Annotated in this window: 20 protein-coding genes and 2 pseudogenes; 9 read left to right on the top strand and 13 right to left on the bottom strand. The window is 73.0% G+C overall.

What is annotated here, in order from left to right:
• A pseudogene (locus tag ACFYYN_RS30590) lies at window positions 1-565 on the top strand (integrase core domain-containing protein); the annotation flags it as partial.
• A 58-nt stretch (window positions 566-623) separates the two neighbouring features.
• Here ACFYYN_RS30590 and ACFYYN_RS30585 read toward each other — a convergent pair.
• Window positions 624-1585: pseudogene (locus ACFYYN_RS30585) on the bottom strand (zinc-dependent alcohol dehydrogenase family protein).
• Window positions 1586-1716: 131 nt separating this feature from the next.
• Between ACFYYN_RS30585 and ACFYYN_RS30580 the strand changes: the two are divergent.
• Window positions 1717-2307: a TetR/AcrR family transcriptional regulator gene (locus ACFYYN_RS30580; protein WP_500548319.1), complete on the top strand. Its 591-nt coding sequence runs from the start codon at window positions 1717-1719 to the stop codon at window positions 2305-2307.
• A 110-nt stretch (window positions 2308-2417) separates the two neighbouring features.
• Here the strand turns inward: ACFYYN_RS30580 and ACFYYN_RS30575 are convergent, their stop codons facing one another.
• Together ACFYYN_RS30575 and ACFYYN_RS30570 are read right to left on the bottom strand one after the other, a co-directional pair.
• Window positions 2418-6134, bottom strand: coding sequence for a S8 family serine peptidase (locus ACFYYN_RS30575; protein ID WP_500548317.1), 3717 nt, complete (start codon window positions 6132-6134; stop codon window positions 2418-2420).
• 439 nt (window positions 6135-6573) lie between these two features.
• Window positions 6574-6972: a LysR substrate-binding domain-containing protein gene (locus ACFYYN_RS30570; protein ID WP_500548316.1), complete on the bottom strand. Its 399-nt coding sequence runs from the start codon at window positions 6970-6972 to the stop codon at window positions 6574-6576.
• A 5-nt stretch (window positions 6973-6977) separates the two neighbouring features.
• Between ACFYYN_RS30570 and ACFYYN_RS30565 the strand changes: the two genes are divergently transcribed.
• On the top strand, window positions 6978-7427 hold the full coding sequence (locus ACFYYN_RS30565; protein ID WP_500548315.1) for an SDR family NAD(P)-dependent oxidoreductase: 450 nt from the start codon (window positions 6978-6980) through the stop codon (window positions 7425-7427).
• Window positions 7428-7493: 66 nt separating this feature from the next.
• Here the strand turns inward: ACFYYN_RS30565 and ACFYYN_RS30560 are convergent, their stop codons facing one another.
• On the bottom strand, window positions 7494-7769 hold the full coding sequence (locus tag ACFYYN_RS30560; protein ID WP_500548314.1) for a hypothetical protein: 276 nt from the start codon (window positions 7767-7769) through the stop codon (window positions 7494-7496).
• 170 nt (window positions 7770-7939) lie between these two features.
• Between ACFYYN_RS30560 and ACFYYN_RS30555 the strand changes: the two genes are divergently transcribed.
• Window positions 7940-8113: a hypothetical protein gene (locus tag ACFYYN_RS30555; RefSeq protein WP_500327619.1), complete on the top strand. Its 174-nt coding sequence runs from the start codon at window positions 7940-7942 to the stop codon at window positions 8111-8113.
• 193 nt (window positions 8114-8306) lie between these two features.
• On the opposite strand, the gene ACFYYN_RS30550 is transcribed toward ACFYYN_RS30555, so the two are convergent.
• The 5 genes from ACFYYN_RS30550 to ACFYYN_RS30530 form a co-directional block, all read right to left on the bottom strand.
• Window positions 8307-8687 carry a thioesterase family protein gene (locus tag ACFYYN_RS30550; protein WP_500548313.1) on the bottom strand — a complete coding sequence of 127 codons (381 nt, stop codon included), beginning with the start codon at window positions 8685-8687 and terminating at the stop codon, window positions 8307-8309.
• Between the two features lie 83 nt (window positions 8688-8770).
• Window positions 8771-9145: a DUF488 domain-containing protein gene (locus tag ACFYYN_RS30545; protein WP_500538641.1), complete on the bottom strand. Its 375-nt coding sequence runs from the start codon at window positions 9143-9145 to the stop codon at window positions 8771-8773.
• Window positions 9146-9246: 101 nt separating this feature from the next.
• Entirely contained in the window at window positions 9247-11607 is a 2361-nt protein-coding gene (locus ACFYYN_RS30540) for an ATP-binding SpoIIE family protein phosphatase (RefSeq protein WP_500548312.1), read from the bottom strand.
• 118 nt (window positions 11608-11725) lie between these two features.
• On the bottom strand, window positions 11726-12622 hold the full coding sequence (gene murQ / locus ACFYYN_RS30535) for an N-acetylmuramic acid 6-phosphate etherase (protein WP_500548311.1): 897 nt from the start codon (window positions 12620-12622) through the stop codon (window positions 11726-11728).
• 58 nt (window positions 12623-12680) lie between these two features.
• Complete coding sequence (locus ACFYYN_RS30530) at window positions 12681-13631, bottom strand: MurR/RpiR family transcriptional regulator (protein ID WP_500548310.1); 951 nt, start codon at window positions 13629-13631, stop codon at window positions 12681-12683.
• A 205-nt stretch (window positions 13632-13836) separates the two neighbouring features.
• Here ACFYYN_RS30530 and ACFYYN_RS30525 point away from each other — a divergent pair, with 205 nt between their 5' ends.
• The 4 genes from ACFYYN_RS30525 (at window position 13837) to ACFYYN_RS30510 (ending at window position 20592) form a co-directional block, all read left to right on the top strand.
• On the top strand, window positions 13837-14832 hold the full coding sequence (locus ACFYYN_RS30525; RefSeq protein ID WP_500548309.1) for an N-acetylglucosamine kinase: 996 nt from the start codon (window positions 13837-13839) through the stop codon (window positions 14830-14832).
• Between the two features lie 8 nt (window positions 14833-14840).
• Window positions 14841-16427, top strand: a complete 1587-nt coding sequence (locus ACFYYN_RS30520) for a sodium:solute symporter (protein WP_500327611.1) — start codon at window positions 14841-14843, stop codon at window positions 16425-16427.
• A gap of 85 nt (window positions 16428-16512) precedes the next feature.
• Window positions 16513-17691, top strand: coding sequence for an anhydro-N-acetylmuramic acid kinase (locus tag ACFYYN_RS30515; protein ID WP_500548308.1), 1179 nt, complete (start codon window positions 16513-16515; stop codon window positions 17689-17691).
• Window positions 17692-17733: 42 nt separating this feature from the next.
• Window positions 17734-20592, top strand: a complete 2859-nt coding sequence (locus tag ACFYYN_RS30510) for an FAD-binding and (Fe-S)-binding domain-containing protein (protein ID WP_500548307.1) — start codon at window positions 17734-17736, stop codon at window positions 20590-20592.
• A gap of 526 nt (window positions 20593-21118) precedes the next feature.
• Here the strand turns inward: ACFYYN_RS30510 and ACFYYN_RS30505 are convergent.
• On the bottom strand, window positions 21119-22276 hold the full coding sequence (locus ACFYYN_RS30505; RefSeq protein WP_500548306.1) for a serpin family protein: 1158 nt from the start codon (window positions 22274-22276) through the stop codon (window positions 21119-21121).
• Between the two features lie 143 nt (window positions 22277-22419).
• On the opposite strand from ACFYYN_RS30505, the gene ACFYYN_RS30500 reads away from it, so the two are divergent.
• Window positions 22420-22638 (top strand): hypothetical protein, encoded by a 219-nt coding sequence (locus ACFYYN_RS30500; protein ID WP_500548305.1) that lies wholly within the window; start codon window positions 22420-22422, stop codon window positions 22636-22638.
• A 90-nt stretch (window positions 22639-22728) separates the two neighbouring features.
• Here the strand turns inward: ACFYYN_RS30500 and ACFYYN_RS30495 are convergent, their stop codons facing one another.
• The 3 genes from ACFYYN_RS30495 to ACFYYN_RS30485 form a co-directional block, all read right to left on the bottom strand.
• The gene (locus ACFYYN_RS30495) at window positions 22729-23169 is read right to left on the bottom strand and encodes an ATP-binding protein (protein ID WP_500327602.1); all 441 of its coding nucleotides are present in this window, start codon (window positions 23167-23169) and stop codon (window positions 22729-22731) included.
• 144 nt (window positions 23170-23313) lie between these two features.
• Window positions 23314-23763 carry an SRPBCC family protein gene (locus ACFYYN_RS30490; RefSeq protein WP_499509056.1) on the bottom strand — a complete coding sequence of 150 codons (450 nt, stop codon included), beginning with the start codon at window positions 23761-23763 and terminating at the stop codon, window positions 23314-23316.
• Between the two features lie 175 nt (window positions 23764-23938).
• Window positions 23939-24979: a hypothetical protein gene (locus tag ACFYYN_RS30485; protein WP_500548304.1), complete on the bottom strand. Its 1041-nt coding sequence runs from the start codon at window positions 24977-24979 to the stop codon at window positions 23939-23941.
• Between the last annotated feature and the right edge of the window lie 37 nt (window positions 24980-25016).

Genomic DNA, 25016 nt, shown 5'->3' with positions numbered 1-25016 from the left:
TGGACATCAAGAAACTCGGCAACATCCCCGACGGCGGCGGCCACAAGATGCTGGGCCGCCCAGCGGGTCGTAAGAACAAGTCCGGCACCGGCTACGGGGGGCACCTCCCGGCCGAAGGCTGGGGGACTACCTGCACACCGCCGTCGACGACCATTCCCGGCTGGCCTACAGCGAGATCCTCACCGACGAGAAACAGGAGACCGCCACCGCGTTCTGGGTCCGCGCCCAGGCGTTCTTCACCGCCGCCGGGATCACCGTCGAGCGGGTCCTGACCGACAACGGATCCTGCTACCGCTCCCGCGTCTGGCGCGATGCCCTGGCAGCGGCCGGCATCGCCCACAAGCGAACCCGGCCCTACCGGCCTCAGACCAACGGCAAGGTCGAACGCTTCAACCGCACCCTGCTCGACGAGTGGGCCTACGCACAGCCCTACCGCTCAGAGACCGAACGACGTGAGGCGTTCCCACACTGGCTGCACACCTACAATCACCACCGCGGACACACCGCGCTGAACGGCAAACCACCCGCCAGCCGCGTCCCCAACCTCACAAGGCAATACACCTAGGGCCGTTGACCTCGTGCCGTCGCCTGGACATACGGCAGTCCCGGCGTCGGAGCTTCGACTACGGCGTCAGCACGATCCTGCCGAAGACCTCGCCCGCGTCCATCTTCCGGTGCGCCAGAACGGCTTCGTCCAGTGGCAGCACCTCGTGCACCACCGCTGCGATCTCGCCGCGACCGGCCGCGGCGAACTGTTCGCCGCGCACCGCACGCAGGTCGGCCGGGGCGACGGAGGCCGCGCTGAAGGTGGCGAAGGACAACGACTTCCGGAACGCCGCCATGAGCTTGGTGCCGAAGTCCGCGGGCGGCTGACCTGCGACGGCGCCGACGGCCACCATGCGGCCGTTCGGGTTGAGCCGGTCGAGGAACGACGGCATGTCCTCGCCGGCCACGACGTCGATGATGACGTCATAGCCCGCAGGAGCCTTTTCCCCTCCGTCGCCGGAGCGGTCCAGCACGTGGGTCGCGCCGAGACGGCGCAGCCGCTCGCCGCGCTCGGCCGACGAGGTCGTGACCGCCACCGCGGAGGCACCACCGCGAGCCGCGAGCTGCACGGCCATGATCCCGATGCTGCCGGACGCGCCCCGCACCAAGACGGTCTCCCCGGGGGCGAGATGGGCGTGGCGAAGCCCGAAGTGCGCCACCGCGCCGGCACTGCCGAGCGTCACCGCGTCGACGACGGACAGGCCAGCGGGCAGGGGAAGGATCTGCTCGACCGGTACGACGGCCTGTTCGACGTAGCCGCGCCGGTGCCGGTGGAGCCCCACACCCGCCGGCCGATCCACGAGGCGTCGACGCCGTCGCCGACCGCGTTCACGGTGCCGGCCACCTCGCTGCCCGGGATGAAGCCCTCCGTGAATCCGTAGGCGGCCAGAGCCCCGCTCCGGATCACGGTGTCGACACCACCGACACCCACCGCCTCGATGGCGATCAGCACCTGCCCTGCAGCAGGTGTGGGTACCGGCAGGCCGACCACCGCCAGACCCTCAGGACCTCCGAACGTCCGGATCGCGATCGCCTTCAATGTCGTCTCCCTGTTCTCGTACCGCCTCCGGGCGGGCTCCACGTCGTGGACGGTAATCGGACGCCCCCGTCCGTTTGGGTAAAGTGAGACGGGTGACCGGCCAAGTGCCTCAGAAGCTGCGGTCCGACGCGATGGACAACCGCGACCGCATCCTCGACGCGGCCCGAGCGCTGTTCTCGGCCGGCGGCCTGGAGGTGCCGATGCGGGAGATCGCGCGGCGAGCCGGGGTGGGACCTGCCACCTTGTACCGGCGTTTCCCGACCAAGCAGATGCTGGTCGCCGAGGCCTTCGCGGACCAACTGCACGCATGTCGGGCCATCGTCGACGAGGGGTGCGCGGATCCCGATCCGTGGCGTGGCCTGTGTCTGGTGATCGAGAAGATCTGTGAGCTGCACGCACGCGATCGCGGCTTCACCGAAGCCTTCCTGTCGGCCTTCCCGGGGACACCGGATGCCGGGGGACGTGAGTACACGGTGAAGGCGGTCGCCGGACTGGCCCGGCGGGCCAAGGACGCGGGGCGCCTGCGGGCCGACTTCGTCCTGGACGACCTCATCCTCGTCCTGATGGCCAACAAGGGGATCCACACCGCATCGACCGCCACCCAGGTCGCGGCCTCCCGACGCTTCGCGGGGCTGGTGATCCAGGCCTTCGAAGCCTGCCCCCGGCACGCACCGCTCCCGCCGGCGGCGCGACTGGCCTCCGCGGCACCGGCCGACGGCTGACCGGGGACGAGCGGGGTCCACGCTCGACGTGATCGGACCGGAGCGCCCGGGACCGCCGGCGGGCGGGACCGCTGGCCGCGGTCCCGCCCGCCGGGTGCACTGCCGGGGCGTCAGCGCAGGCCGAAGGCCCGGGTGATGGTCTGCGAGACGGTGTTGCCCGCGTCGTCCCGGGCGGTGACCCGGAGCGTGGCGAAGCCCGCGGACTTCGGGGCGCGCAGGCCCGTCCGCCAGCCGCTGCCGCTGCGGTCCAGGTCGGCCCGCTGCCAGGTCTTCCCGTCGTCGTAGGAGACCTCCAGCGAGGGCTTCCCGATGGCGGCGGTCGTACCGGGCAGGTGCGAGGCGGTCACCGTCAGCTTGGCGTGCCGGTCCGCCCGGCCGGCCCTGTCGGTGTCCACGCCGTAGTCGAGCTGGATCAGCGGCAGGGACACCGCCGACTCGGGCCCGGTGGCCGCGGAGGTGAAGTTCCACTCCGTCAGGGTGTGCGTCGAGTACGGGTGGGTCCAGGCCGCCCGGTCGTTGTCGACGACCAGCCGGTAGGGCAGCCGCTCGGGGGCGAGTCCGGTGATCGGCAGGTACTCGGCGTTGCCCCAGTTGAGCTGCTGGTCGCCCTGGTAGAGCGACATCCAGTCCTTGACGTCGTAGTTGCCGTAGGCCTCGCCGACGTGGCCGGAGCCGGAGTCGCCCCAGCCGGGTGCGGGGATGTAGACCCCGTCGAGGTAGCGCACCGGCTGGTAGCCGAGGCCCATCCGGGGGCGCTGGATCGGCCCGAACCAGCTGACCTCGGCCGTCTTCCCGGCCGGGTAGCGCAGCACGTCCATCGAGTGCTGCCCCGTCTCGCTCAGGATGAAGGCGTCGTCCAGCCAACTGGCGTCCGCGGTGACCCAGTCGGTCCGGTCTCCCTGGGCGGGAGCGGTGAGCTGGTTGCCGACCACCCAGCCGCGCCAGACGTCGGGGCGGAACTCCATCGCCTTGCCCTGGCGGTGGTTGCGGAACGAGACGTCCACCTTGCCCAGCTCGCGCTGCGTGACGCGCCAGGTCGGGTCCACCGGTACCGCGCCGGACCAGTGGTGCACCACGTCGTAGACGTAGTCGGTGGTGGGGTTCGAGGTGACCTTCAGCTTGACCGGGCCGTGCCCGAGCGCTCCGATGAGGTCGGCGCCCTGGTCGGCGTCGAGGGTCGCCACCGTCAGCGGCGCCGGGCTCTCCGGGCTCCAGGGGCCCTCGTCCCAGGGCTGGAGCCGGCCGATGCCGTCGTTGACGACGACGAGCACCTGCGCGCCCGCCGCCGCCGCGGCTTCCGCCTGCGCCTGGATGCCGGACGGGTCACCGCCCCGCACCACCACGGCCTTGCCGCGGACGTTCGTGCGGGCCAGTTCCGCGGCCGTGCCCTCACCGGCGTAGACCGCCGTGAGCGTCCGGGTGCCGGCCGGCAGTGGCTCGGCCCCGCGCTTGACCAGCGGGTCGGCGTAGGTCCTGGAGGCCGTGCCCACGGTGAGCGCCGGCTGCTCCAGGCGGAAGCGGGCACCGAACTCGAACTCGCCGTCGGTGACCTTCTTGCCGGTCGGGAGCGCCCAGATGCTGTCGTAGGTCTCGTTGGGCAGCATGGACGACTCGACCAGGCTGTCACCGAAGGACCGGTGGACGTCCAGGCGCGGTGCGACGGGGGTGGTCTGCTGCGGGGCACGCGCCAGGATCTGACGCATCTTGCGGCCGTCGAGGGTGACGGACCGGTCCTGGTCCAGCTGCACGTCGTTGAAGGCCAGCAGTGCCATGCCCAGGGAGTGCGGGCCGTTGGCGCCCTGTACGTCCGCGGTGAGCCAGCCGCTGTAGGTGCCGACGGGCAGCCGCGCGGTGCCGGTGCCGGACGCGTCGAGGTCGATCGTGGTGAAGAGGCCCTCGGCGGTGAGCATGACCCGGCCGGCCAGCGGCTTGCCCGACCGGTCCTTGGCGGTGATGGTCAGGGTCTGCCGCCGGCCTTCCTTGGCGGCGCCGATCAGCGTCTTGGCCCGGACCGTGCCGGTGCCGTCCGTGCCGGTGATCATGCCGCTGATCGACTGGTCGAGCGGCAGCCGGTCCAGGTCCGCGGTCAGGGAGACCGAGGCCGTGCCGTGCGCCGGGACGGTGACCTTGTCCTCGGAGAGGGTGAACAGCCCTGCCGGGGCCTTCGAGTGGATCGCCAGGTCCAGACTGACCGGCGCGTCGCCGGTGTTGGTGTACGTCACCTTCTGGACGTCGGTATCACCCGGCTTCTGCGGCCAGGCGTAGAAGCCGGAGAAGGCGCTGACGGTCGCGAAGACCGAGGTGTGGACGGCCGCCGGTGCGTCCAGCCGGCCGGCACCGGCCTCGTACGGGGAGTACGCGGGGGTGGCCTTGGCGCTGCTGACCAGCGCCTCCTTCAACTGCGGGCCGGTCCAGTCCGGGTGGGCGGCGGCCAGCAGCGCGGCGGCGCCGGCGACGTGCGGGGTCGCCATCGAGGTGCCGCTCATCGTGGTGTAGTAGCCCGAGCCCCGCTTGTAGTGGGAGCGGGCCGCCAGGATGTCGACGCCGGGCGCGGTGATCTCCGGCTTCAGCCCGGCGTCGCCGTCACGCGGACCGGTGCTGGAGAAGTCGGCTAGGTGGTCCGCGGAGTCCACGGCGCCGACGGTCAGCGCGGAGTCCGCGGCCCCGGGGCTGCCGATGGTGTGCGGGCCGCTGTTGCCCGCCGCGATGACGAACAGCGCGCCGGTCTCGCGGCTGAGCCGGTCGACCGCCTGGCTCATGGGGTCGGTGTGGTCACCGCCGCCGCCCAGGCTCATGCTGATGATCCTGGCCTTCTGGTCCCGGGCGGCCCATTCCATGCCCGCGATGATCCAGGACTCCTGGCCGCTGCCCTCGCTGTTGAGCACCTTGCCGATGTCCAGGCGGACGCCGGGGGCGACGCCCCGCTCCTTGCCGTCGGAGGCGCTGCCGGTGCCGGCGATCGTCGAGGCGACGTGGGTGCCGTGGCCCTGGTAGTCGAGGGTGTCCTGCTCGTCCGGGATGAAGCTGGCGCTGGTGTCGATCCGGTCGACGAGGTCGGGGTGTTCGGCGTCGACTCCGGTGTCGAGCACCGCGACCTTGACGCCCTCGCCGGTGTTGCCCTCCGCCCAGACCTTGTCCGCGCCGATCTGGGCGGTCGAGTCGGCCAGATCGGCCTTCACCTTGCCGTCGAGCCAGACCTTGGCGACACCGCCCGCGAAGGCGGGCTTCGCGGACCGGGCCGCCGCACCGGCGCCGCCGGTCAGGGCCGACCAGAACGCCGGAGCCTGCTTGCGGTTCTGCGCGAGGGCCGCGCCCTGGATGCTGTCCAACCGGTGGACGTCGCTGGAGCCCGCCATCTTCGGCAGGGTCCGGGCCTTGGCCGCGGCGTCGGTGTAGCTCACGATGAGCGGCAGCCGGGAGGAGTGCGCGTCGTCGTAACCGTCGGCGATCAGCTGGGTGACGTTGAACAGCTGCTTGTCGAGCTTCCCGGCGCTGACGTAGGGCAGGACGGCGTCGGGGTACACGTAGGTGGCCCCGTCGACGACCGCGCGGTGGAAACCGGTGGTCGTGCCGTTCGCACCTTGGAAGGACCGGACGGTGGTGCCGTCGGGGGCGGTGCCGATCGTCACCTTGTCGCCGGTGATGAGGGTGACGGTGTGCGTGCCGCCGTTGCCGGGTGGCCGTTGTGCGGCGCCGGCGGCGGGCCCGCGACCGGCGGGGTCCGCGGATACGGCGGCCGTGGCCGGTATGACCCCGAGTGCCAGGGCGGCGACCACGCCGAGCGTGATCGCCCCGGACCTGGTCCGGGGGATGTGAACCGTGGGCAAGGAAACTCCTCAAGCCATGTGAAGAGTGGACGGCCATTGATCTTCGAGGCGCCCCCGCCCCCGCTCAAGGGCCCCGGGGCGTCGCTCTTGTGCCATGGCACAGTTGTGTCATCACGAGGCCGCCCGAACACCGTCGTGTGCCGACAAGACCCGCTATGTCAGGGAGTTCGGGGACACGGCCGCGGGCAGCTTCGTGCGGTGCCGGATCCATCTGGTCCGGGCGCGCGGATGGCCGTGGACGTACGCGCAGGGGAGCGTCACCGGGCCCCTGCCACGTGCGGCGGAGCTTGGCGGCCCGTCAGGAATGCCCAGAGAGGGGGACGTTGGGGATCCCACCGGCCCGGGGCCTGCCGGCGATCTCCGGGCGTTCCCTGACGTGACCTCACCTACGTTGCCGAAGCTGCGCGTTGCCGCACCCAGACGGGGAGCGGCGTCGCCGTCACCAGTCGCGGGCCGCCTCCAGGAGCCGTTCGCGTACGGCGGTGACCGGCGCGCGGGCAGGCGCGCCCGCGCGTCCGACCAGGAAGCCGGTGTTGATGGGCGGGTCCTCCGGCGTCAGCAACTCCACCAGCGCGCCGGAAGCCAGTTCCGCCTCGCACAGGTAGCGGGGGAGCACCGTCGCACCCCCGCCCGCGACGACGGCGGCGAGCACCCCGCGCAGGTCCGGGACGACGACGGCGGGCCGGGCGGTCAGACGCGTACGGAAGACGTGGCGCCAGTAGCGGCGCAGGATGGGCAGGTCCTCGGCGTACGCCACCAGCGGGACCTCGCGCAGCGGGCCGGGGTCGTCGCAGGTGAGCCGCCCGATCCCGGCGGCCCATTCCGACGTACCTGGCACCGATCGTGCTGACCCGGGAACTCCTCCCGCTGCTCCACCGCGCGGCACCCTCCCGGATCGTGAGCGTCGCCTCCATCGGCCAGCAGCCGCTCGACCTCGACGACCCCGAACTCACCCGCGACTACACCGACGTCGCCGCCTACTGCCGCTCCAAGCTGGCGCTCATCTGCCACAGCCCCGACCTTGCCGATGAACTCTCCGGCACCGGCATCACCGTCAACAGCGTCCACCCGGCGACCTTCATGCCCACCGCCATGTCCCGGCGCTCGGGGATGGACGTCGTCGACTCCCTGGAGCAGGGCGTCGCCGCCACGCGGCGCCTGGTCGACGTCCCCGCGCTGGCGGGCGTCGCAGGCCGGTACTTCGAGGGCGAGAAGGAGGCCCGGGCGGTCGCCGAGGCCTACGACACGGAGTACCGCCGGCGCCTCGCCGCGGTGACCGCGTCGCTGCTCTGACCCGGCGGGGCGGCCGTGCGACCCCGTTCCCTCCGGTTCCGGGTCGAGCACCCCGCGCGGACCGGCTCAATAGCGCAGTCTGGCCTTCGGTCCGTCGATGTGAAGGAAGCAGTTGCGCCAGACACGCAGCGGAGCCTCGCGGCCGTCCGGGTGCTCGAGGATGAGTTCCAGTTCCTGCAACGGCTTGACGGCGGCGACGAATCGACTCCCATCGGGGTCCTCGCCCGTGACGGCAGCGGCCAACGCCTCGAAGCGTGGCCTGACGGCCTCCCAACCCGCCTCCGGGGCGAAGCGGAGCAGGAGGAACGGCATGTCACAGCCGTAATCGGTGAGCTTGCCCATGACGGTGTCCCCCTGTACCAACCGCCACGTCATCTTGGCCCCCTGTCCGCGGCGAGCGCATTCATTGTGATCTTAGTGCCCGGATGTCCTGAGTCCGGGTGCCCACGGCACGTGGTTTCGACGCCCGCCCCACGGGCACGCGCCGGTTGAGAGGCCGTGGAGGTGCCGAGATGAGCGCCGGAGAGAAAGCCAAGGCGAAGATGGAACAGGTCGTGGGGAAGACCGTGCGGAAGGCGGCCCACGCGGTGCACAAGGAAACGCTCGCGGCCAAGGGCGCCGCCCTCGAATCGCGCGGCAGGATGCGGGGGACGAAGGAGAGGACCAAGGACGTCTTCAAGCACTGACGACCAGCCCTACGAAGCCGTCGAGCGGCGGCCGGAGCCCGGTCGTGCCGTCCGGCCGGTGTGGGCGGCACGGTCCCCCCACTTCACGGCGGAGATCGACGAGGCCGTTCCCGTCGTGTCGTTCGAGGGCGGCTGCGCGATCACCCCGCAGCAGTGCCTGGACCGGCTACCGCGCCGAGGTACGCCCGCCGCCTCAGGACGGCTCGGCGGGGTGCTCCGGATCGTGGGCGGCCGCAAGGAAACGTTCCCTGTCGACGACGGCACGGTCGATCTCGCCCGTCGCGACGAGCCGGCCCCGGTCGTCGACGGCCCGCACCCGGAAGGTGAGCCGCCGGCCGGTGGGGGAGGGCGGAGGCTCGGCGAAGACCTCGACCTTGCCGCCGACCGGTGTGGCGCGGACGTGGTCGATCCGCAGTGCCGTCCCCACCGTCGTCTGTCCCGCCGCCGTGAAGGGCGTCGCGGCGTGCGCCGTCTCCGCCTCCAGCCAGGCGACGAGCTGCGGCGTGGCCAGGACGGGTACGTCGCCGCTGCCCACCGTCGTCGCAGTGTCGGCATCGGTCACCTCGTAGCGCATGCCACCAACGCTAGTACCGTCACCGCCCTGCTCCGCGGCAGCCACGTCCGGTCGGACCTCCGACTCGACGGCGGGGCGGGCGACTAGCGGCCCGCGGACCCCGCGGAGTCCAGCCACCGGGCCAGGACCGCCGCCTCGCTGTGGTCGACGTCCTTGGTGGCGGTGAGCAAGGTGACCTTGTCGTGGGCGGCGAGGTCGCGCAGGTGCTCGACGGCCGGCCGGTGATCGGGGTCCTCCAGTTCGGCGATGTACCGCTCGCGGAACTCGGGGAAGCGTTCCGTGTCGTGGTGGTACCAGTGACGGAGGTCGGCCGACGGTGCCACGTCGCGGAGCCACTCGTCGAGGTGGGCCCGCTCCTTGCTCACGCCCCGCGGCCACAGCCGGTCGACGAGGACGCGTTTGCCCTCCTGGGACGAGGCGTCCTCGTAGATCCTGCGGTAGCCGAACCGTCCGGCCATGGCCGTCGTCACCTTCTCCGGTCGCGGTACCCCCGCGATCTTCACTCTATCGGCGGTGCCGCGCCGCGGCCCGTCCGGAAGGGAGGGGGCCCCGGCCGGGCTCAGCCTGTCCGGTCCAGCTGCTGCTCCGACCAGATGATCTTCCCGAGTTCCGTCGGCCGGCTGCCCCAGCGGGAGGACAGCTGCGCCACCAGGAAGAGTCCGCGGCCGCCCTCGTCGAAGGTGCGCGCCCGGCGCAGGTGAGGGGCGGCGTTGCTCCCGTCGGTGACCTCGCAGATCAGCGAACGGTCCTTGATGAGCCGCAGGTGGATCGGGGCGCGTCCGTGCCGCAGGGCGTTGGTGACCAGCTCGCTGACGATGAGCCCGGTGGCGAAGGCCCTGTCCTCCAGCCCCCAGGCGGCGAGTTTCGCGGTCGTCTCCTCGCGTACCGCCGCGACGGCCGAAGGATCGGCCGGCACGTCCCAGTGGGCGACGTCGGCCGCCTCCAGCGCGCGGGGCCGCGCGACGAGCAGCGCGGCGTCGTCGCTGCCGTCCCCGGGCAACAGGGCCCCCATGATGTCGTCGCAGACCGCCGTGATCGAGGACGTGGCCGCGGTGAGCGACGCCTGGAGCCTGGCGATCCCCTCGTCGAGGTCCTGGTGCCGGGACTTGACCAGCCCGTCGGTGAACAGGACGAGCAGGCAGTCCTCGGGCAGGGTGACCTCGGCCGACTCGAACGGGAGCCCCCCGAGGCCCAGCGGAGGTCCCTCCGGGAGTCCCACCCGGCGGCTCGTGCCGTCCGGCAGCACCAGCAGCGGTTCCACGTGGGCGGCCCGGGCCATCCGGCACCGGCGCGAGACGGGGTCGTACACCGCGTAGAGGACCGACGCCCCGACCTCCGGATCGGGGGCGTTGGCCTCCGTCTCCTGGTCCAGCCGGTTCACGATGTCGTCGAGGCGGGTGAGCAGCTCCTCCGGGGGGAGGTCGATGTCCGCGAGGGTACGCACGACCGAGCGCAGGCGTCCCATCGTCGCGGCCGCACGCACCCCGTGCCCGACGACGTCGCCCATGACCAGGGCGACGCGTGCGCCGGACAGCGGGATCACGTCGAACCAGTCGCCGCCCACCCCCGCGGCGAGGTCGGCGGGCCGGTAGCCGTAGGCGGCGTCGACCGCGTTCTGGGCGGGCGGTTCCCTGGGCAGCAGGCTCTGCTGCAGCGTCAGGGCGGTACTGTGCTCGCGCTGGAAATTGCGGGCGTTGTCGACCGAGATGGCGGTCGTGGCGGCCAGTTCCTCGGCGAGCAGCAGGTCGTCGGAGTCGAACGCCGTTCCGCGGCGCAGGAACGTCACCACCCCCAGCGTGCCGCCCCGGGCCGTCAGCGGCACGCAGATGGCCCCTCCGCGCGCGTCCCGGTCGAAGCCGCCCTCCCGCCCGGCCCAGGCCGCGGCCTCGTGCGGCAGGTCGACGCGTACGGCCCTGCGCTCGGACAGGGCACGACCGGGCAGGGACCGGCGGTCCACCACGTGCCAGGAGGGTGAGGCAGGGGGCAGCGCGCGGCCGCTCGCCGCCACGAGCCGGACCTCCACCGGGTCGCGGGAGGCCGCACCGCCGGCTCCGAGCGCCCGGGGCAGCAGATGCACCATGGCGACGTCGGCCAGGTCGGGCACCGCGAGCTCGGTGAGCTCCTGGGCCGTGCTTCCCACGTCGAGGGAGAGCCCGATGCTGCGGCGGGCGTCGTTGAGGAGGATCAGGCGCCGGCGGGCCCAGAATTCCGCGGAGTTGTCGCGTGCCATGGAGCACAGGCCCACCACTGTGCCGTCCTGGTCCCGGAGGGGGTCGATGTGGAGGGCCCATTCATGGGGCCGCTTCTCCCCGGGAACCTGCTCGTGGGTGACGACATACTGCGTCGTTCCGGTGTCGCGGGCGCGGCGGAGCGCTTCCTCGACGGCGTAGTGCTGGCTGTCGGCGGTGAGGATCTCCGTGAGCCGGTGCCCCCGCATGCGGTCGACGCCGGCGTTGAACAGCCGGCAGGTGCGCTCGTTCGCCCACAGCAGCCGCAGTCCGGGCGACCACACGACGATGGCGGCGGACGACTGGGACCAGGCCCGCTCCAGCATGCCGCCGGCGCGGTCGTCGTCCGCCGCCGGACCGGACGGCCCGCTGACGAACCAGACGGTGGACCTGCCGTCGGCGGACGCCGGACGGATCAGCACGTCCACCTCGACGGGACGGCCCGCCTTGTCCCGGAGTACGGCCCGGTCCTCCCAGTGGCGGTCGGCCAGGCCGATCGCCAGGGTCTGGCGCGCGTCGTCGTCGGCGAGGTCCAGCGCGGGCCGGCCGATCACCTCGTCCCTGCGGTAACCGAGGATGCTCTCGGCCCCCGCGCTCCAGCCGTCGACGCGGCCCTCGGGGTCGACGGAGATGACCGCCCCCCGGTGCGCTGCCGGACTCCGGTGTGTGCCCCCCGATTCCGCTCCGTGCATATGCAGATCGTCTCGTCCATGGCCGTGGGCGAGGAGGCTCGCCTCCTCAGGGGGAGAACCGCTGCGCTGGGCGGTGGATTCCCCTGTGCTCGTGACGGGCCCGGGGCGGGGCCCGGGATCAGGCCTGGCCCGCGGCGGTGCGGGTGTCGCCGTGGGCCTGCTCGATGCGCCGGGCGGCCTCCTCGGCGGTGGCGCCGGTCAGCAGCATCACGATCGCCGTCTTGGCGTGGCCGCCCGCGGCGGTCAGGGCCTCTGCGGCGATGTCGGGGTCGGCGCCGGTGGCCTGCACGACCATGCGCCGGGCGCGGTCGACGAGCTTGTTGTTGGTGGCGCGCACGTCGACCATGAGGTTCCCGTAGACCTTGCCGAGCCTGACCATCGCGGCCGTGGAGAGCATGTTGCAGACCATCTTCTCCGCGGTGCCGCCCTTGAGCCGGGTGGAGCCGGTGAGGATCTCCGGGCCGGTGGGCACCTCGATCGGGACGTCGGCGTAGCGGCTGACGAGGGCGTCGCGGTTGCAGGCCACGGAGACGGTGACGGCGCCCCGCGTCGCGGCGTGCTTGAGGCCGCCGATGACGTACGGGGTGCGGCCGCTCGCGGCGAGGCCGACGACGGTGTCCCGGTCGCCGACGCCGATCTCGTCCAGGTCGGCGACCGCCCTGGCGGGCTCGTCCTCGGCACCTTCGACGGCGACGATGAACGCGCCGGGGCCGCCGGAGAGCAGGCCCACGACCTGCTCGGGCGCGGTACCGAAGGTCGGCGGGCACTCGACGGCGTCGAGAAGGCCGATGCGGCCGCTGGTGCCGGCGCCGAGGTAGATCAGGCGGCCGCCGCGGCGCAGGGACTCGGTGATGGCCTCGACGGCGGTGCCGATCTCGGGGAGGGCCTCGCGGACGGCGAGGGCGACGGTCTGGTCCTCGGCGTTCATCACGGACAGGAGTTCGGAGACCGGCATGCGGTCCAGTTCGGCGGTCCGCTCGTTGCGGGTCTCGGTGCCGAGTGTGCTGAGGTCCACGGCGCGGTCGTCCTTTCGGTGGTGCTGGTGGTGCTGGGGTGTGGTGCGGGGCCGGCGGTCAGTCGTCCGCCGGGGTGCGGCGCTGGGGCTGCGGGCGCCTGCGGCGTTGCACGGCCCCGTAGGTCTTCTGCAGCGCCGCGGTCGTGACGTCGTAGGAGCGCTGGGCGACGCCGACGAACAGGCAGTCGATCACAGCGAGTTGGGCGATCCGGCTGACGGTCGCGCCGGACCGGAAAGGGGTCTCGCGGGCGCAGGTGGCGAGCACCAGGTCGGCGCCGTCGGCCAGGGTGGAGCCCGGGACGTTGGTGAGGGCGATCGTGGTGGCGCCGCGTTCGGCGGCCGCCTGCAGGGGCTCGACGGTGTCCTCGGTCTCCCCGGAGTGGGAGATGGCCAGGGCCACGTCGCCGGGGCCGAGCAGGGCGGCCGCGGTCAGGGCCGCGTGGCGGTCGGTCCAGATGAACGCCATGTGGCCGATGCGGTGCAGCTTCTGGTGCAGGTCCTGGCCGACGAAGGCGCTGGCGCCGACGCCGAAGATGTCCACGCGCCGGGCGCCGGCGACGGCGTCGACGGCGCGGCCGAGCGCCTCGATGTCGAGTCCGGCCCCGGAGTCCTCCAGGGCGCGGACCTCGTTGTAGACGATCTTGTGGACGATCTGTTCGAGGGTGTCGGTGGCGCTGATGTCGGTGCCCGGGGTCGGGCGCTCGCCGCCGAGCGCGTGCTCGCGGGCGGCGGCCGCGGCCAGCGCGAGCCGCAGTTGCGGGTAGTTGCCCAGTTTCATCGTCCGGCAGAACCGCATGACCGTGGCGACCGAGGTGGTGGCCCGTTCGGCGAGGGCGCTGATGGACAGCTCCGCCGCCTGTGCCGGATCGGCCAGGACGGCCTCGGCCACCCGTCGTTCGGAGGGCGCCAGGCCCGGCAGGGCCGCGCGGATGCGCGCCAGGGTGTCGCCGCCGGTGGCGGACTCCTGGGCCGGCTGCGCGGAGGTGCGGGTCGGGTCCTGGGAGGCCATGGATGGGTTCCCTCCTGAGTGGGTGGCGTCAGCGTAACCACGCCCCGTCGGTTGCGTCAAAAATTTACGTGATGCATTTCGTCAAGTTACTTATTGACATACGGACGTCTGCCTTCCGATACTCGCTGCACCGCGATCCGCGCCGGTCACCACCCACCGTGACCACCCGACGTGCCGGATCCCGTACGACACAAGGGCGTGCCGCATGACAGCAGCAGTGGCTGTGGACCTGGGGAAGACGGGCTGCCGTGCCGTGCTCACCGGCACGGACGGCACCGTCGGACCCGTCCACGAGGTTCCGGGGGCCCCGGGACTCGCTGCCGAGGGCGGCGTCGAAGCGGCGCGCGCCGCCGTGCGCGCCGCCGTCCTGCCGCTGATCGAGGGGTACGCCCCGGGCCGGCTCGCCGCCGTCTGCGTCGGCGCCGCCGGAGCGGCCGCGGCCCCGGAGGCCGCCCGCACCCTGGCCGAACTGCTCCTCCAGGACCTGCCCGCGGACGAGGTCGCCGTCACCAGTGACGCCGTCACCGCCCACGCGGGCGCCCTGGGCGGCCGTACGGGCGTGGTGCTGGCCATCGGCACCGGCTCCGTCGCCATCGGTATCGGCGAGGACGGCTCGTACGCCCGCGTCGACGGCTGGGGCCCGTGGCTCGGCGACGAGGGCAGCGGCGCGTGGATCGGGGTGACCGGCCTGCGGGCCGCACTCCGCGCCCACGACGGACGCGGCCCGGACACCGCGCTGCTGGCCGCCGCCACCCGGCGCTTCGGCGACCCGGACGCGCTGCCCGCGGTCCTCGCGGCCGGCGGCAACCCCGCCCGGACCGCGGCCTCCTTCGCCCCGGACGTGTCCCACGCCGCCGCATCGGGTGACGCCGTCGCCGGGGTGATCGTCCGGGACGCCGCCACCGCACTGGGCGAGGCCGTGCTCGCGGCCGCCGCCCGGATCACCGGGGAGGTCCTGCCCGTCACCGTCACCGGCGGGCTGACCGGCCTCGGCGAACCGCTCATGGCGCCGCTGCGCGCGATGCTCGAGGGCTCCGCGCCACCGCTGAGTCCGCGGCCCCCGCTCGGGGACCCGCTGGACGGCGCGCGCCTGCTGGCACGGGACGCCACCGTGCCGCACGAACCCCACGTCGTCCGAGTCCGCCGGACGACGTCACCCACTGTCCCCACCACGCCGGTGATCCCGCCGGCCGCTGCTTAGGAGCGAGCGTGCGCCAACTCGACCTCGTCGTGATCGTCGTCTATCTGATCGCCATCGCCTGGATCGGACTGCGACTGGCCGGACGGCAGAAAACGGCGAAGGACTACTTCGTCGGCGAAGGGCACATGCCCTGGTGGACCGTCTCCTTCTCCGTGGTGGCCACCGAGACCAGCGTGCTGACCGTCATCAGCGTGCCCGGCGGCGCCTACAGCGGGCAGGGCTTCGGCAACGTCGAACTCGCCCTCGGCTACGTCATCGGCCGCGTGGTCGTCGCCACCGTGCTGATCCCCCTGTACAAGCGCGGCGGGTTCGTCAGCGCCTACCAGTACCTGGGCAGCAGATTCGGGTTGAAGCTGCAAGGTCTCGCCTCGGTGACCTTCGTCTTCACCCGCCTCCTCGCCGAGGGCGTCCGCCTGTTCGCCTCCGCGATCCCGATCAAGCTGCTGCTCGACGAGTTCGGCGTGCACGCCGGTTACCGCCTGATCATCATCGTCCTCACGGTGATCACCGTCGTCTACACCTACCTCGGCGGCATCAAGGCGGTCATCTGGACCGACGCCATCCAGATGGGCCTGTACCTGGGCGGTGCCATCCTCGCCATCGCCGTGCTCTCCGGCCACGTCGGCGGCAGCGGCTTCTCCGACGCCCTGCACTCGGGCCACTTCAAGCTGTTCGACACCAACTTCGACCTGGCGCACGTCCTCACCAGCCCGTTCGCCCTGCCGACCGCGATCATCGGCGGCGCCATCTTCGCGATGGCCAGCCACGGTTCCGACCAGCTGATCGTCCAGCGCGTCCTGGCCACCCGCTCGCTGCGCGACGGCCAGAAGGCCATGATCGCCTCGGGTGTCTTCGTCACCCTCCAGTTCGCCGCCTTCTCGCTCGTCGGCGCCCTGCTCTGGTCGTACAACAAGGGCAAGAGCTTCTCCGAGCTGGGCCTGCACAGCTCCGACAACCTCTACCCGAACTTCATCCTGCACGGGCTGCCCGTGGTGATCTCCGGCCTGCTCGTGGCCGGCATCCTCGGCGCGGCGATGGGCTCGCTGTCCTCGGCCCTGAACTCCATGTCCAACTCGACGGTCGCCGACATCATCCACAGCTTCTTCCGCAGCACCCCGTCGGAGGAGTCGCTGCTCAAGCTCGCCCGGGTGATGACGCTGGTGTGGGCCGTGCTGATGGCCGTCTTCGCCTGCGCCTTCAGCACCAGCACCGGCAACGTCTACCTGACCGGCCTGACCATCGCGGGCTACACCTACGGCGCGCTGCTCGGCGCCTTCCTGCTCGGCCGGATCATCAGGCGCGCCAACGAGGTCGACGCCGTCGTCGCGTTCCTGGTCACGGTCGGCGTGATGACCTACATCGTGCGCTCGGTGAAGATCGACGTCACCGTGGCGGGCGCGACGGTGCCGACCGCCATCGCCGCCCAGTGGCTGGTGCCGATCGGCGTGCTGATCACCCTGGTCATCGGCGGTGTGATGAGCCTGTTCCACAAGGCCCCCGAGGTCCGCGAGGTCCGTGAGGTCGAGCTGACCGACGGCGGCCCCGAGTCCGGTTCCGGCTCCGGTCGTGTCGCGGCGGGCGCCGGCCTCGAGTGAGGACCCCCGGGGTGGGGGCCGCCGACGGGCGGCCCCCACCCCGGGCACCGCACGACCGCCCCGGACAGCACAGTTGGGAGAAGCCATGCGCGTGATCGGCCTGATGTCGGGCACCTCGTACGACGCCATCGAGGCGGCCGCCGCCGACCTCACCCTGGACGGCGAGACCCTGCTCATGCGGCCGCTCGGTCATCTGTCGGTGCCCTACGCCGACGACCTGCAGGACCTGATCAGCGCGACCCTGCCGCCCGCGGCGACGACCACCCAGGCCGTGTGCGCGCTGGACACCGGCATCGGCCAGGCCTTCGCCGACGCCGCGGCACGCGCGCTCGACGAGCTGTGCGCGGGCGCCGCCGACCTCGTCGTGTCCCACGGCCAGACGATGCACCACTGGGTCGAGGACGGCACCGTCCGCGGCACCCTGCAACTGGGCCAGCCGGCCTGGATCGCCGAGGCCACCGGGCTGCCGGTCGTGTCCGACCTGCGCAGCAGGGACGTGGCCGCGGGCGGCCAGGGCGCCCCGCTGGTCGGGATGACCGACACCCTGCTGCTGCGCGGGCTGCCGGGAGTGCCCGCCGCGCTCAACCTCGGCGGCATCGCCAACATCACCGTCGTCGCCCCCGGCGCCGAGCCCCTGGCCTTCGACACCGGCCCCGCCAACGCCCTGCTGGACGCGGCCGTACGCCACTTCACCGGCGGCGCCGCCGCCTACGACGAGGACGGCCGCCGCGCCGCGGCCGGACGCACCGACCCCGACCTGCTCCAGGTCCTCCTCGACGACCCCTACTACCGCAGGCCCGCACCGAAGAGCACCGGCAAGGAACTCTTCCACCTGCCGTACCTGCAGCGGGCCCTGACCGCCGTGCCCGCGCCCGGCACCGACGACGTCCTCGCCACCCTGACCAGGCTCACCGCCGTCACCGTCGCCGACGCCTGCCGGGCGCACGGGGTCACCAGCCTGGTCGTGTCCGGCGGAGGCGCCCGCAACCCGGTGCTGATGCGCATGATCGCCGAGGAACTGCCCGGCGTGACGCTGCGGCCCAGCGACGACCTGGGCCTGCCCTCCGACGCCAAGGAGGCCCTCGCCTTCGCCGTGCTCGGCTTCCTCACCGTCCACGGCCTGCCCGGCACCCTCACCTCGGGCACCGGCGCCCGCCGCGCCACGGTGCTGGGCAGCATCACCCCCGGCCTGGCCCCGCTGCGCCTGCCCGAACCCGCCGCACAGCCGCCCCGCCTGCTGCGGATCACCGACCCCGCCCACTGACCGTCCGCCGCCGCCGCGTCGTACCGTCGTACCCGAGGAACCATGAGCACCTCCGCCGCCACCCCCGCCCCCACGTCCCGCACCGCCGACCCCGGCCCGGCCGCGTGGCTGACGGCGTGCGTGGCCGACCCCTCCCGGGTCTCCACCGACGTGCCCCGCAGGGTCGCGGCCGCCCACGACGCCTCGCCGTACCTCTTCACCCCGCAGGCCGTGGTGCGCGCCGCCTCCACCGCCGAGGTCGGCGCGCTCATGGCCGGGGCGCGCAGGGCCGGGATCCCGCTCACGCTGCGCTCCGGCGGCACGAGCCTGGCGGGGCAGGCCGGGGGCGACGGCGTCCTGGTGGACGTCCGCACGCACTGGCGCTCCGCCGAGGTCCTCGACGAGGGCCTGCGCATCCGCCTGCAGCCGGGACTCACCGTGCGCCAGGCCAACGCACGGCTCGCCCGGTACGGCCGCCGGCTCGGCCCCGACCCGGCCAGCGAGAGCGCCTGCACCATCGGCGGGCTCGTCGCCAACAACTCCAGCGGCATGAACTGCGGCACCCAGGACAACGCCTACCGCACCATGGAGTCGCTGCAGTTCGTGCTGCCGTCCGGCACCGTCGTCGACACCGCCGCCCCCGACGCGGACGCCGCACTGCGCGCCCACGAGCCCGGCCTCCACGCCGGGCTGCTGCGGCTGCGCGACCGGGTCCGCGGCTCGGCCGCCTCCCGCGCCACCATCGAGCGGCTGTTCGCGATGAAGAACACCATGGGGTACGGGCTCAACTCGTTCCTCGACCACACCGACCCCGCCGACATCCTCGCCCACCTGATGATCGGCAGCGAGGGCACCCTCGGCTTCGTCGGCGAGGCCGTCTTCCGCACCGTCCCCCTGCTGCCGCACACCGCCACCGGCCTGCTGATCCTGCCGGGCCTGGCCGAGGCGACCGACGCCCTGCCGGCGCTGCTGGCCGCCGGCGCCCGCACCGCCGAACTCCTCGACGCCGCCTCCCTGCGCGTCGCTCAGCAGGCCGCCGACCCCGTCGAGGAACTGCGCGGGCTGCGGGTGGAACGCCACGCCGCCCTGCTGGTGGAGTTCGCCGAGGACAGCGCCGAAGCGCTCGACGCGACCGTGGCCGCCGCCCAGCCGGTCCTGGACCGGCTGCCCGCGGTCACCGGCTCCGCGCTCACCCGCGACGCGGCCGTCCGCGGCCGGCTCTGGCACCTGCGCAAGGGCCTGTACACGGCCGTCGCCGGGGCACGGCCGGCCGGGACGACCGCGCTCCTGGAGGACATCGCCGTCCCCATGGAACGGCTGACCGGCACCTGCGAGGGCCTGATCGGCCTGTTCGACCGGTACGGCTACCAGGACGCGGTCATCTTCGGCCACGCCCGCGACGGCAACCTGCACTTCATGCTCACCCAGGACTTCGACACCCGCGCCGAGACCGAGCGGTACGCCCGCTTCACCGACGCGATGGTCGACCTCGTCCTGGACGCCGGTGGCACCCTCAAGGCCGAGCACGGCACCGGCCGCGCCATGGCCCCCTTCGTCCACCGCCAGTACGGCGACGAGCTGTACGAGGTCATGCGCGAGCTGAAGCGGCTCTGCGACCCCCACGACGTCCTCAACCCCGGCGTCCTGCTGACCGACGACCCGGCCGCGCACCTGCGCGACCTGAAGAGCGTGCCCGCGGTCGACCCGGCCGTCGACGCGTGCGTGGAGTGCGGCTACTGCGAGCCGGTCTGCCCGACCGCCGACGTCACCACCACGCCCCGGCAACGCATCGCCCTGCAGCGTGAGATCGCCCTGGCCACCGCCGCCGGCGACGAGGAGCGCCGCCGCGCCCTGGAGGCGGACTACGCGTACGCGGCCGTCGACAGTTGCGCGGCCGACAGCCTGTGCGTCACCGCCTGTCCCGTCACCATCGACACCGGCGCGGTCATGAAGCGCCTGCGCGCGCAGCGCCACAGCCCCACCGCCCAGCGCCTCGGCACCACCACCGCCCGGCACTGGGGGAGTGCCGTGACCGGAGTGCGTGCCGCCCTCAACACCGCCCACGCGCTGCCCACCCCGGTCACCCGCGCCGCCACCGGCGTGGTCCGCAAGCTCGGGGCGACGGAGCTGGTGCCCACCTGGTCCGGCGACATCCCGCGCGGCGGCCCGGCCCGCCCCGCCCCCCGGCACCCCGAGGGGGCGCGGGCGGTGTTCTTCGCCGCCTGCATCGGCAGCGTCTTCGCCCCCGAAGGAGACTCCGGCGGCGCGGCCGCCGCCTTCCTGCGGCTGTGCGAACGCGCCGGCGTCCAGGTCACCGTCCCGGACGGCCTGACCGGCCTGTGCTGCGGCACGCCGTGGCAGTCCAAGGGCTACACCGACGGCCACCGCACCATGGCCGGCCGGACCCTTGAGGCACTGTGGGAGGCCAGCGACGGCGGGCAGCTGCCGGTCGTGTGCGACGCCTCCTCCTGCACCCACGGCCTCGAGCAACTGGCCGACACCCTCCCGGAGTCCGACCGCGCCCGGTTCTCGGCCCTGCGCTTCGTCGACAGCGTCGCCTTCACCGCCGAGCACCTGCTCCCCGCCCTGCCCGCCCCGCGCCGCATGGGCACCATGGCCCTGCACCCCACCTGCTCCACCGTCCACCTGGGCATCGACGCCGCGCTGCGCCAGGTCGCGGCCGCGGTCAGCGAGCAGGTCACCGTCCCGGACAACTGGGGCTGCTGCGCCTTCGCCGGGGACCGCGGACTGCTCCACCCGGAGGTCACGCAGTCCGCGACGGCCGCCCAGGCGGCGGAGATCACCGCCGGGACGTACGACGCGTACGCCTCGTGCAACCGCACCTGCGAGATGGGCATGACCCGCGCCACCGGCCGCCCCTACCGGCACGTCCTGGAACTGCTGGACGAGGCCACCGCCTGACGGACGGGCTCAGTGCCCGCCCGGCCCCGGCAGGCACGACCCGTCCGCCGTCCTGCTGGAACTCTGGAAGGACCAGCGCGCGCAGGCCCTTCAGTCGGAGAACCAGCGGGCCGCACTGACCAACATCGTCGTCGTCGCGGCCGGGCTCGGATTCCTCGCGCAGAATGTGCACTTGCGCACCGGCGACCTCTGCGTCACCGTGCCCATGGTCCTCCTGGGCGTGTACGGCACCCTCACGTGCTGGAAGTACCGGGAGCGGACCAGCCTCCACAACCGGCAGATACGCACGCTGTACGCCGCGATCGCAGACGAGCACCCCGAACCGGGTCTGCGGCGCGTCAAGTCCGAGCCCTACGCCCGCCACGAGGCCCGGTTCGCCCGCACGGCGAGGATCCGCCTCTACGTCCTCTGGATGAGCCTGCACATCGGGGTCGCGCTGGGAGGGATGTTCCTGAGCGTGTGGATCGTTGCCGCCCGGTGGCGGCCCGATCGGCGTGCGCCGCGGGGCCGGCGGCACGGCCTCGCGTCACTCGTCCTCCGCGTCCCGGTCCTCGCCGGGGAAGTGCGCGTGCACCCACCCCGCGTTGAGCACCAGCCGGGAGGTCCGGTGCACGGCCAGGAAGCCGATCGGCCCGGTGAACTCGACGGCGACGCGTTTCGTCGTGGACGGCGGTATGCCCAGCGCCACGGCGCCGAACGCCGTGACCGCGGCGGAACGGTAGCCCAGCGCGCTGAAGGCGGCCGTGACCGTCTGCCCGGCGGCGCCCACGACCAGTGGCTCGCGGCTGATGCCGGGGAAGTGCCTTCGGGAGGGGTCCGTGGCCGAGGCGAGCCCGAACAGCCCCGCGTGAGCGAGCAGATCGTGGTGAGCCGTCACCTCGAACGGCACCGCGGTCACCGACAGGTACGGCTCGCGGTCCCAGCTGTGCACGCGGGACACCGTGACCCCGGGACCAGGTTCGCCGTACGGAAGCCGGTCCCCGGGGACGGCCGGGTACGTGCGCTGCAGCGCGCCCACGCCGGCCGCAAGCACCTCGCCACCCGGCACGTCGTCCTCACCGCGCAGCAGGTGGACGTCGATCCCGCCCGTGCCCACCACCTTCAGCACCGCCACCCGCCCGCACGGCGCCTCCACCACCTCGGTACGGTCCAGCAGCGCGGTGGTGCGGTGGAGGACCCCGCCGTGGTTCCGGAACGGCCGGAGCCAGTCGGTCCTGACGGTCAGCGCACCGGCCAGCACCAGCTCCGTCTCCTCGTTGAAGGCCACCGGCATCCTCGGGATCAGGCCGCCGGACCACTTGCCGGCCCAGGCGTCCAGCGCTCTGCGGTCGGCGGTGACGTCGCCGCTCAGCACTCCGTGCGAAGCCGGTGGAAGCGCGCCGACCCATCCGGGTTCCAGCGGCAGCGAGCCCTTGCTCCACAGCCCGATCGCGGCGGCCACGCCCGGCAGCCCGTCCAGGCGCGCCAGCAGCCGCCCCGCTGCCTCGGCTGCCTCACCGGACCCGATCCCCGTCGCCCGCTCCAGCTCGTCCCGCGCGGCACCGTCCGATCCTGCCGCCAACAGGGCCAGCAGCGGCCACACCCCTGCGGCGGAGAACACCGTCTCCTCGCTGTGCCGCAGCGCCTGGCCCGCCCACCCCACGGTCAGCGCGTTGACCGCCCGGACCGTCCTCGCGTCTCCCATGTCCCGTGATCATGGCAGCAAGCCCTCCCGACGCCAACCGGGTTTCCCGCAAGCTCAAATGAGGCTCAAGCGGGAGGGACAAGCCACCGCTCCGCGGATACGATGCAGGTCACGTAGCTGTCGACAGACGGGGGAGAGCTGCTGTGGTCGAACTCGGGATCCTCTTGCTCCTGCTCGCGTCGTTCGTGACGTACCTGGTCGTCAAACTCCTGCGCCGCGGCAACCGCCGCACGGAGAACGTGGACGGCCTGCTCATCGAGCAGGCCCGCCGTGAGCAAGCCCACGCCGACCGCTGGACGTACAACTCGGCGTCCGTGCACAACGCTCCGCTCACCCACTCCTCGGACCCGTTCCACCCCTGACCGGGGCACGCTCCTGTCCGTGGCCCCCGCCGTCCGGTACGGCGGGGCCACGGCCGTGCCGTGGACCCTGCACCATGAGGTGACAGGGTTTCAGCGTGCCGGCTCCTCATCGGGGCCGGCCGACTTCCCGCCCGGTGGTGTGAAGCAGGCCGTGATCGTCTTGCCGTGGTGCTGGGCGTGCGTGTGCCAGTGGTCGGCGAGACCGTCCACGATGGCGAGCCCGCGCCCGCCGGTGGCCTCCGCGTCGGCGTCGCACGGGGCGGGCACCGTGTCGTCGTCATCGTGGACGCTGACGTGCAGGCAGCGGCTGTCCCAGGTGAGGACGACCTCGGCGTCGCTGTGGGCGTGGACGTGCGCGTTCGTGACGAGCTCCGACACGGCCAGCAGGATGTCGTCGACCGTGCCCGGCGCGTCCTTGGTCCAGTCCAGAGTGGCGAGGTGCTGCCGCGTCCACCGCCGGCCGGCCCGCACTCCGCCGGACACCGGGAACGACCGCGCCCAGCCGACGGCCTTCATCGAGGAGTCGGCCATCGGAGAGCTCCCTTCTGCTCATGGGTGGCAGAAGTACGCCTACCCCGCCTGCCGCCGCGCATCGCGGTGCGAACGGACGGCGCGGGTCCCGGACACCGATCGGCGTCCGGGACCCGCGCGTCGGGCTCGCTCCAGGCGGCGCTCCTAGACCTCACCACGCCAGGAGCCGCTCTCGATGCCGCGGGCCTCGATGTACGCCTTGAAGCGCTTGAGGTCGCCCTTGGCCTGGCGCTTGACGACGCCGAGCTTGTCGGCCACCGTGTCGGCCACGCCGTGCGGCTCGTGCCGGAGTTGCAGCATGACCTTGGTGTGCCGGTCGTCCAGGCGGTGGAAGGTCACGACCCCCGCCTGGTGGACGTCGCCACCGACCGTGGTCCAGGCGACCCTCTCGTCCGGGATCTGCTCGCTGATCTCGGCGTCGAACTCGCGCGTCACGCCGTCGACCTTCGCGACCCAGTGCGTCAGGGTCGGCGTGCGCTGGTCGATGCGCTCCACGCCCTCCATGAAGTGGGGGAACTCCTCGAACTGCGTCCACTGGTTGTACGCCGTCGTGACCGGCACCGCGACCTCGACCGACTCCTCAACCGTCGACATGCGCCCACCTTTCGGGTCGGCATCCGCTTCGGGATGCGGGGTCCTTCTTCTCGGTGGTGGCGCCTGCCCGAGCCAGATGGCGCCAAACAGCGCTCCGGGCACGGCCGCCCGGCCCGGCGGGGGCATGCGAGGTCCCCGCCGTGGTGCCACGGCGGGGACCTCGTGGAGCTCCGGCTCAGACGGCGGCGCGGGTGCGCTGCTTGGCGGCGCTGATGACGTCGGGGCGTCCGCGGTGCTGCCGCTCGTAGTCCATGGCCTGCCGGGCCTGCAGCGGTTCGGCGCCGCGCAGCCGCGCGGTGATCTGGTCCGGGCTCATGGTGTCGTAGCCGGGCCAGGGCTGGTTGGCGCGCAGGTTCTCGATGGCGTTCAGGATGCCGACCCGGTCGCCGTGCTCCCGTTCGTAGTCCTCGATGACGGAGAGGTCCGCCTGCGAGAAGATGCGCAGCCGCTGGATGATCTCCGCGACGGGGAGCCGGTCGTAGTCAGCCAGCGGGAGGTCCACCTTCCGGGCCACGGGGGCGTGGGCCTTCCCGGCCGGGCGCGGTGCGTCGGCGCCGGGACGGGGCGCCGGCTGTCCGGCGGTCCAGACGGCCTGGAGCCGCTGGGCGGTCGTGCGCAGCGTCCGGACGGCGGCGTCGGCCAGACCGGCCGCCCCGTGGGCGTGGTGGCCGTTGCCGGCCGCCGTGGTGGCCACCGCCAGGGCCTGTTCCTCGACGCTGGACTCCAGGTCGCGCAGCAGTTGCTCGTCCTGCCGGCGCAGCGTGGTCAGCAGCGCGGCGGCGCGGTCGTCCTGGGCCAGGGTGGCGATGCTCTCGCCCGCCCGGCAGGCCGCGAGGGCCCGCGCGGTGGCGGTGTACTCGGCCTCGGTGTTCCTCAGCAGTTGGTGCTCGTCGGCCTGCCCGCGCCCCGGCAGGACGCCGCGGACCATGCGGGTGCCGATGTGCAGGGGCGCCATGGCCGTGTGGAACGCGCCGGCCGACGCGGTCCGGACCATCTCGGCGGTGTCCCGCAGAAGGTGGCGCGGGCGCATCTCACGGACGTGGGTGTCGATGCGGGCGATGTGGTGCTGGGTCTGGGCGGCATGACGTTCCAGGGTCTGCCGATGGGGACCGACGGGGGTGACGGCCATGTCGGTCCGGAACCGGTCGACCACCGCGGCGTGTGCCTCCCGCACATCCTCGAGCGCGGGTATGAGCGCATCCGTCGTCAATGTCATGCCTGCTCCCTCGTGGGGTGTCGTGGCGGCCGTGGAG

It is taken from the genome of Streptomyces sp. NPDC001902, assembly GCF_042891295.1.
Classification (GTDB): Bacteria; Actinomycetota; Actinomycetes; order Streptomycetales; family Streptomycetaceae; genus Actinacidiphila.
The sequence above is the reverse complement of the archived record's forward strand: the minus strand, read 5'-3'. Positions and strand labels throughout refer to the sequence as shown.

Bases quoted from the DNA above. Each gene is read 5' to 3' on its own strand.
- ACFYYN_RS30550 (WP_500548313.1), bottom strand. From the start codon at position 8,687: ATGCGCTACGAGGTGACCGATGCCGACACTGCGACGACGGTGGGCAGC.
- ACFYYN_RS30545 (WP_500538641.1), bottom strand. From the start codon at position 9,145: ATGGCCGGACGGTTCGGCTACCGCAGGATCTACGAGGACGCCTCGTCC.
- ACFYYN_RS30540 (WP_500548312.1), bottom strand. From the start codon at position 11,607: ATGCACGGAGCGGAATCGGGGGGCACACACCGGAGTCCGGCAGCGCAC.
- ACFYYN_RS30485 (WP_500548304.1), bottom strand. From the start codon at position 24,979: ATGACATTGACGACGGATGCGCTCATACCCGCGCTCGAGGATGTGCGG.
- ACFYYN_RS30505 (WP_500548306.1), bottom strand. From the start codon at position 22,276: ATGGGAGACGCGAGGACGGTCCGGGCGGTCAACGCGCTGACCGTGGGG.
- ACFYYN_RS30555 (WP_500327619.1), top strand. From the start codon at position 7,940: ATGAGCGCCGGAGAGAAAGCCAAGGCGAAGATGGAACAGGTCGTGGGG.
- ACFYYN_RS30560 (WP_500548314.1), bottom strand. From the start codon at position 7,769: ATGGGCAAGCTCACCGATTACGGCTGTGACATGCCGTTCCTCCTGCTC.
- ACFYYN_RS30525 (WP_500548309.1), top strand. From the start codon at position 13,837: ATGACAGCAGCAGTGGCTGTGGACCTGGGGAAGACGGGCTGCCGTGCC.
- ACFYYN_RS30510 (WP_500548307.1), top strand. From the start codon at position 17,734: ATGAGCACCTCCGCCGCCACCCCCGCCCCCACGTCCCGCACCGCCGAC.
- ACFYYN_RS30495 (WP_500327602.1), bottom strand. From the start codon at position 23,169: ATGGCCGACTCCTCGATGAAGGCCGTCGGCTGGGCGCGGTCGTTCCCG.
- ACFYYN_RS30580 (WP_500548319.1), top strand. From the start codon at position 1,717: ATGGACAACCGCGACCGCATCCTCGACGCGGCCCGAGCGCTGTTCTCG.
- ACFYYN_RS30530 (WP_500548310.1), bottom strand. From the start codon at position 13,631: ATGGCCTCCCAGGACCCGACCCGCACCTCCGCGCAGCCGGCCCAGGAG.
- ACFYYN_RS30490 (WP_499509056.1), bottom strand. From the start codon at position 23,763: ATGTCGACGGTTGAGGAGTCGGTCGAGGTCGCGGTGCCGGTCACGACG.
- ACFYYN_RS30515 (WP_500548308.1), top strand. From the start codon at position 16,513: ATGCGCGTGATCGGCCTGATGTCGGGCACCTCGTACGACGCCATCGAG.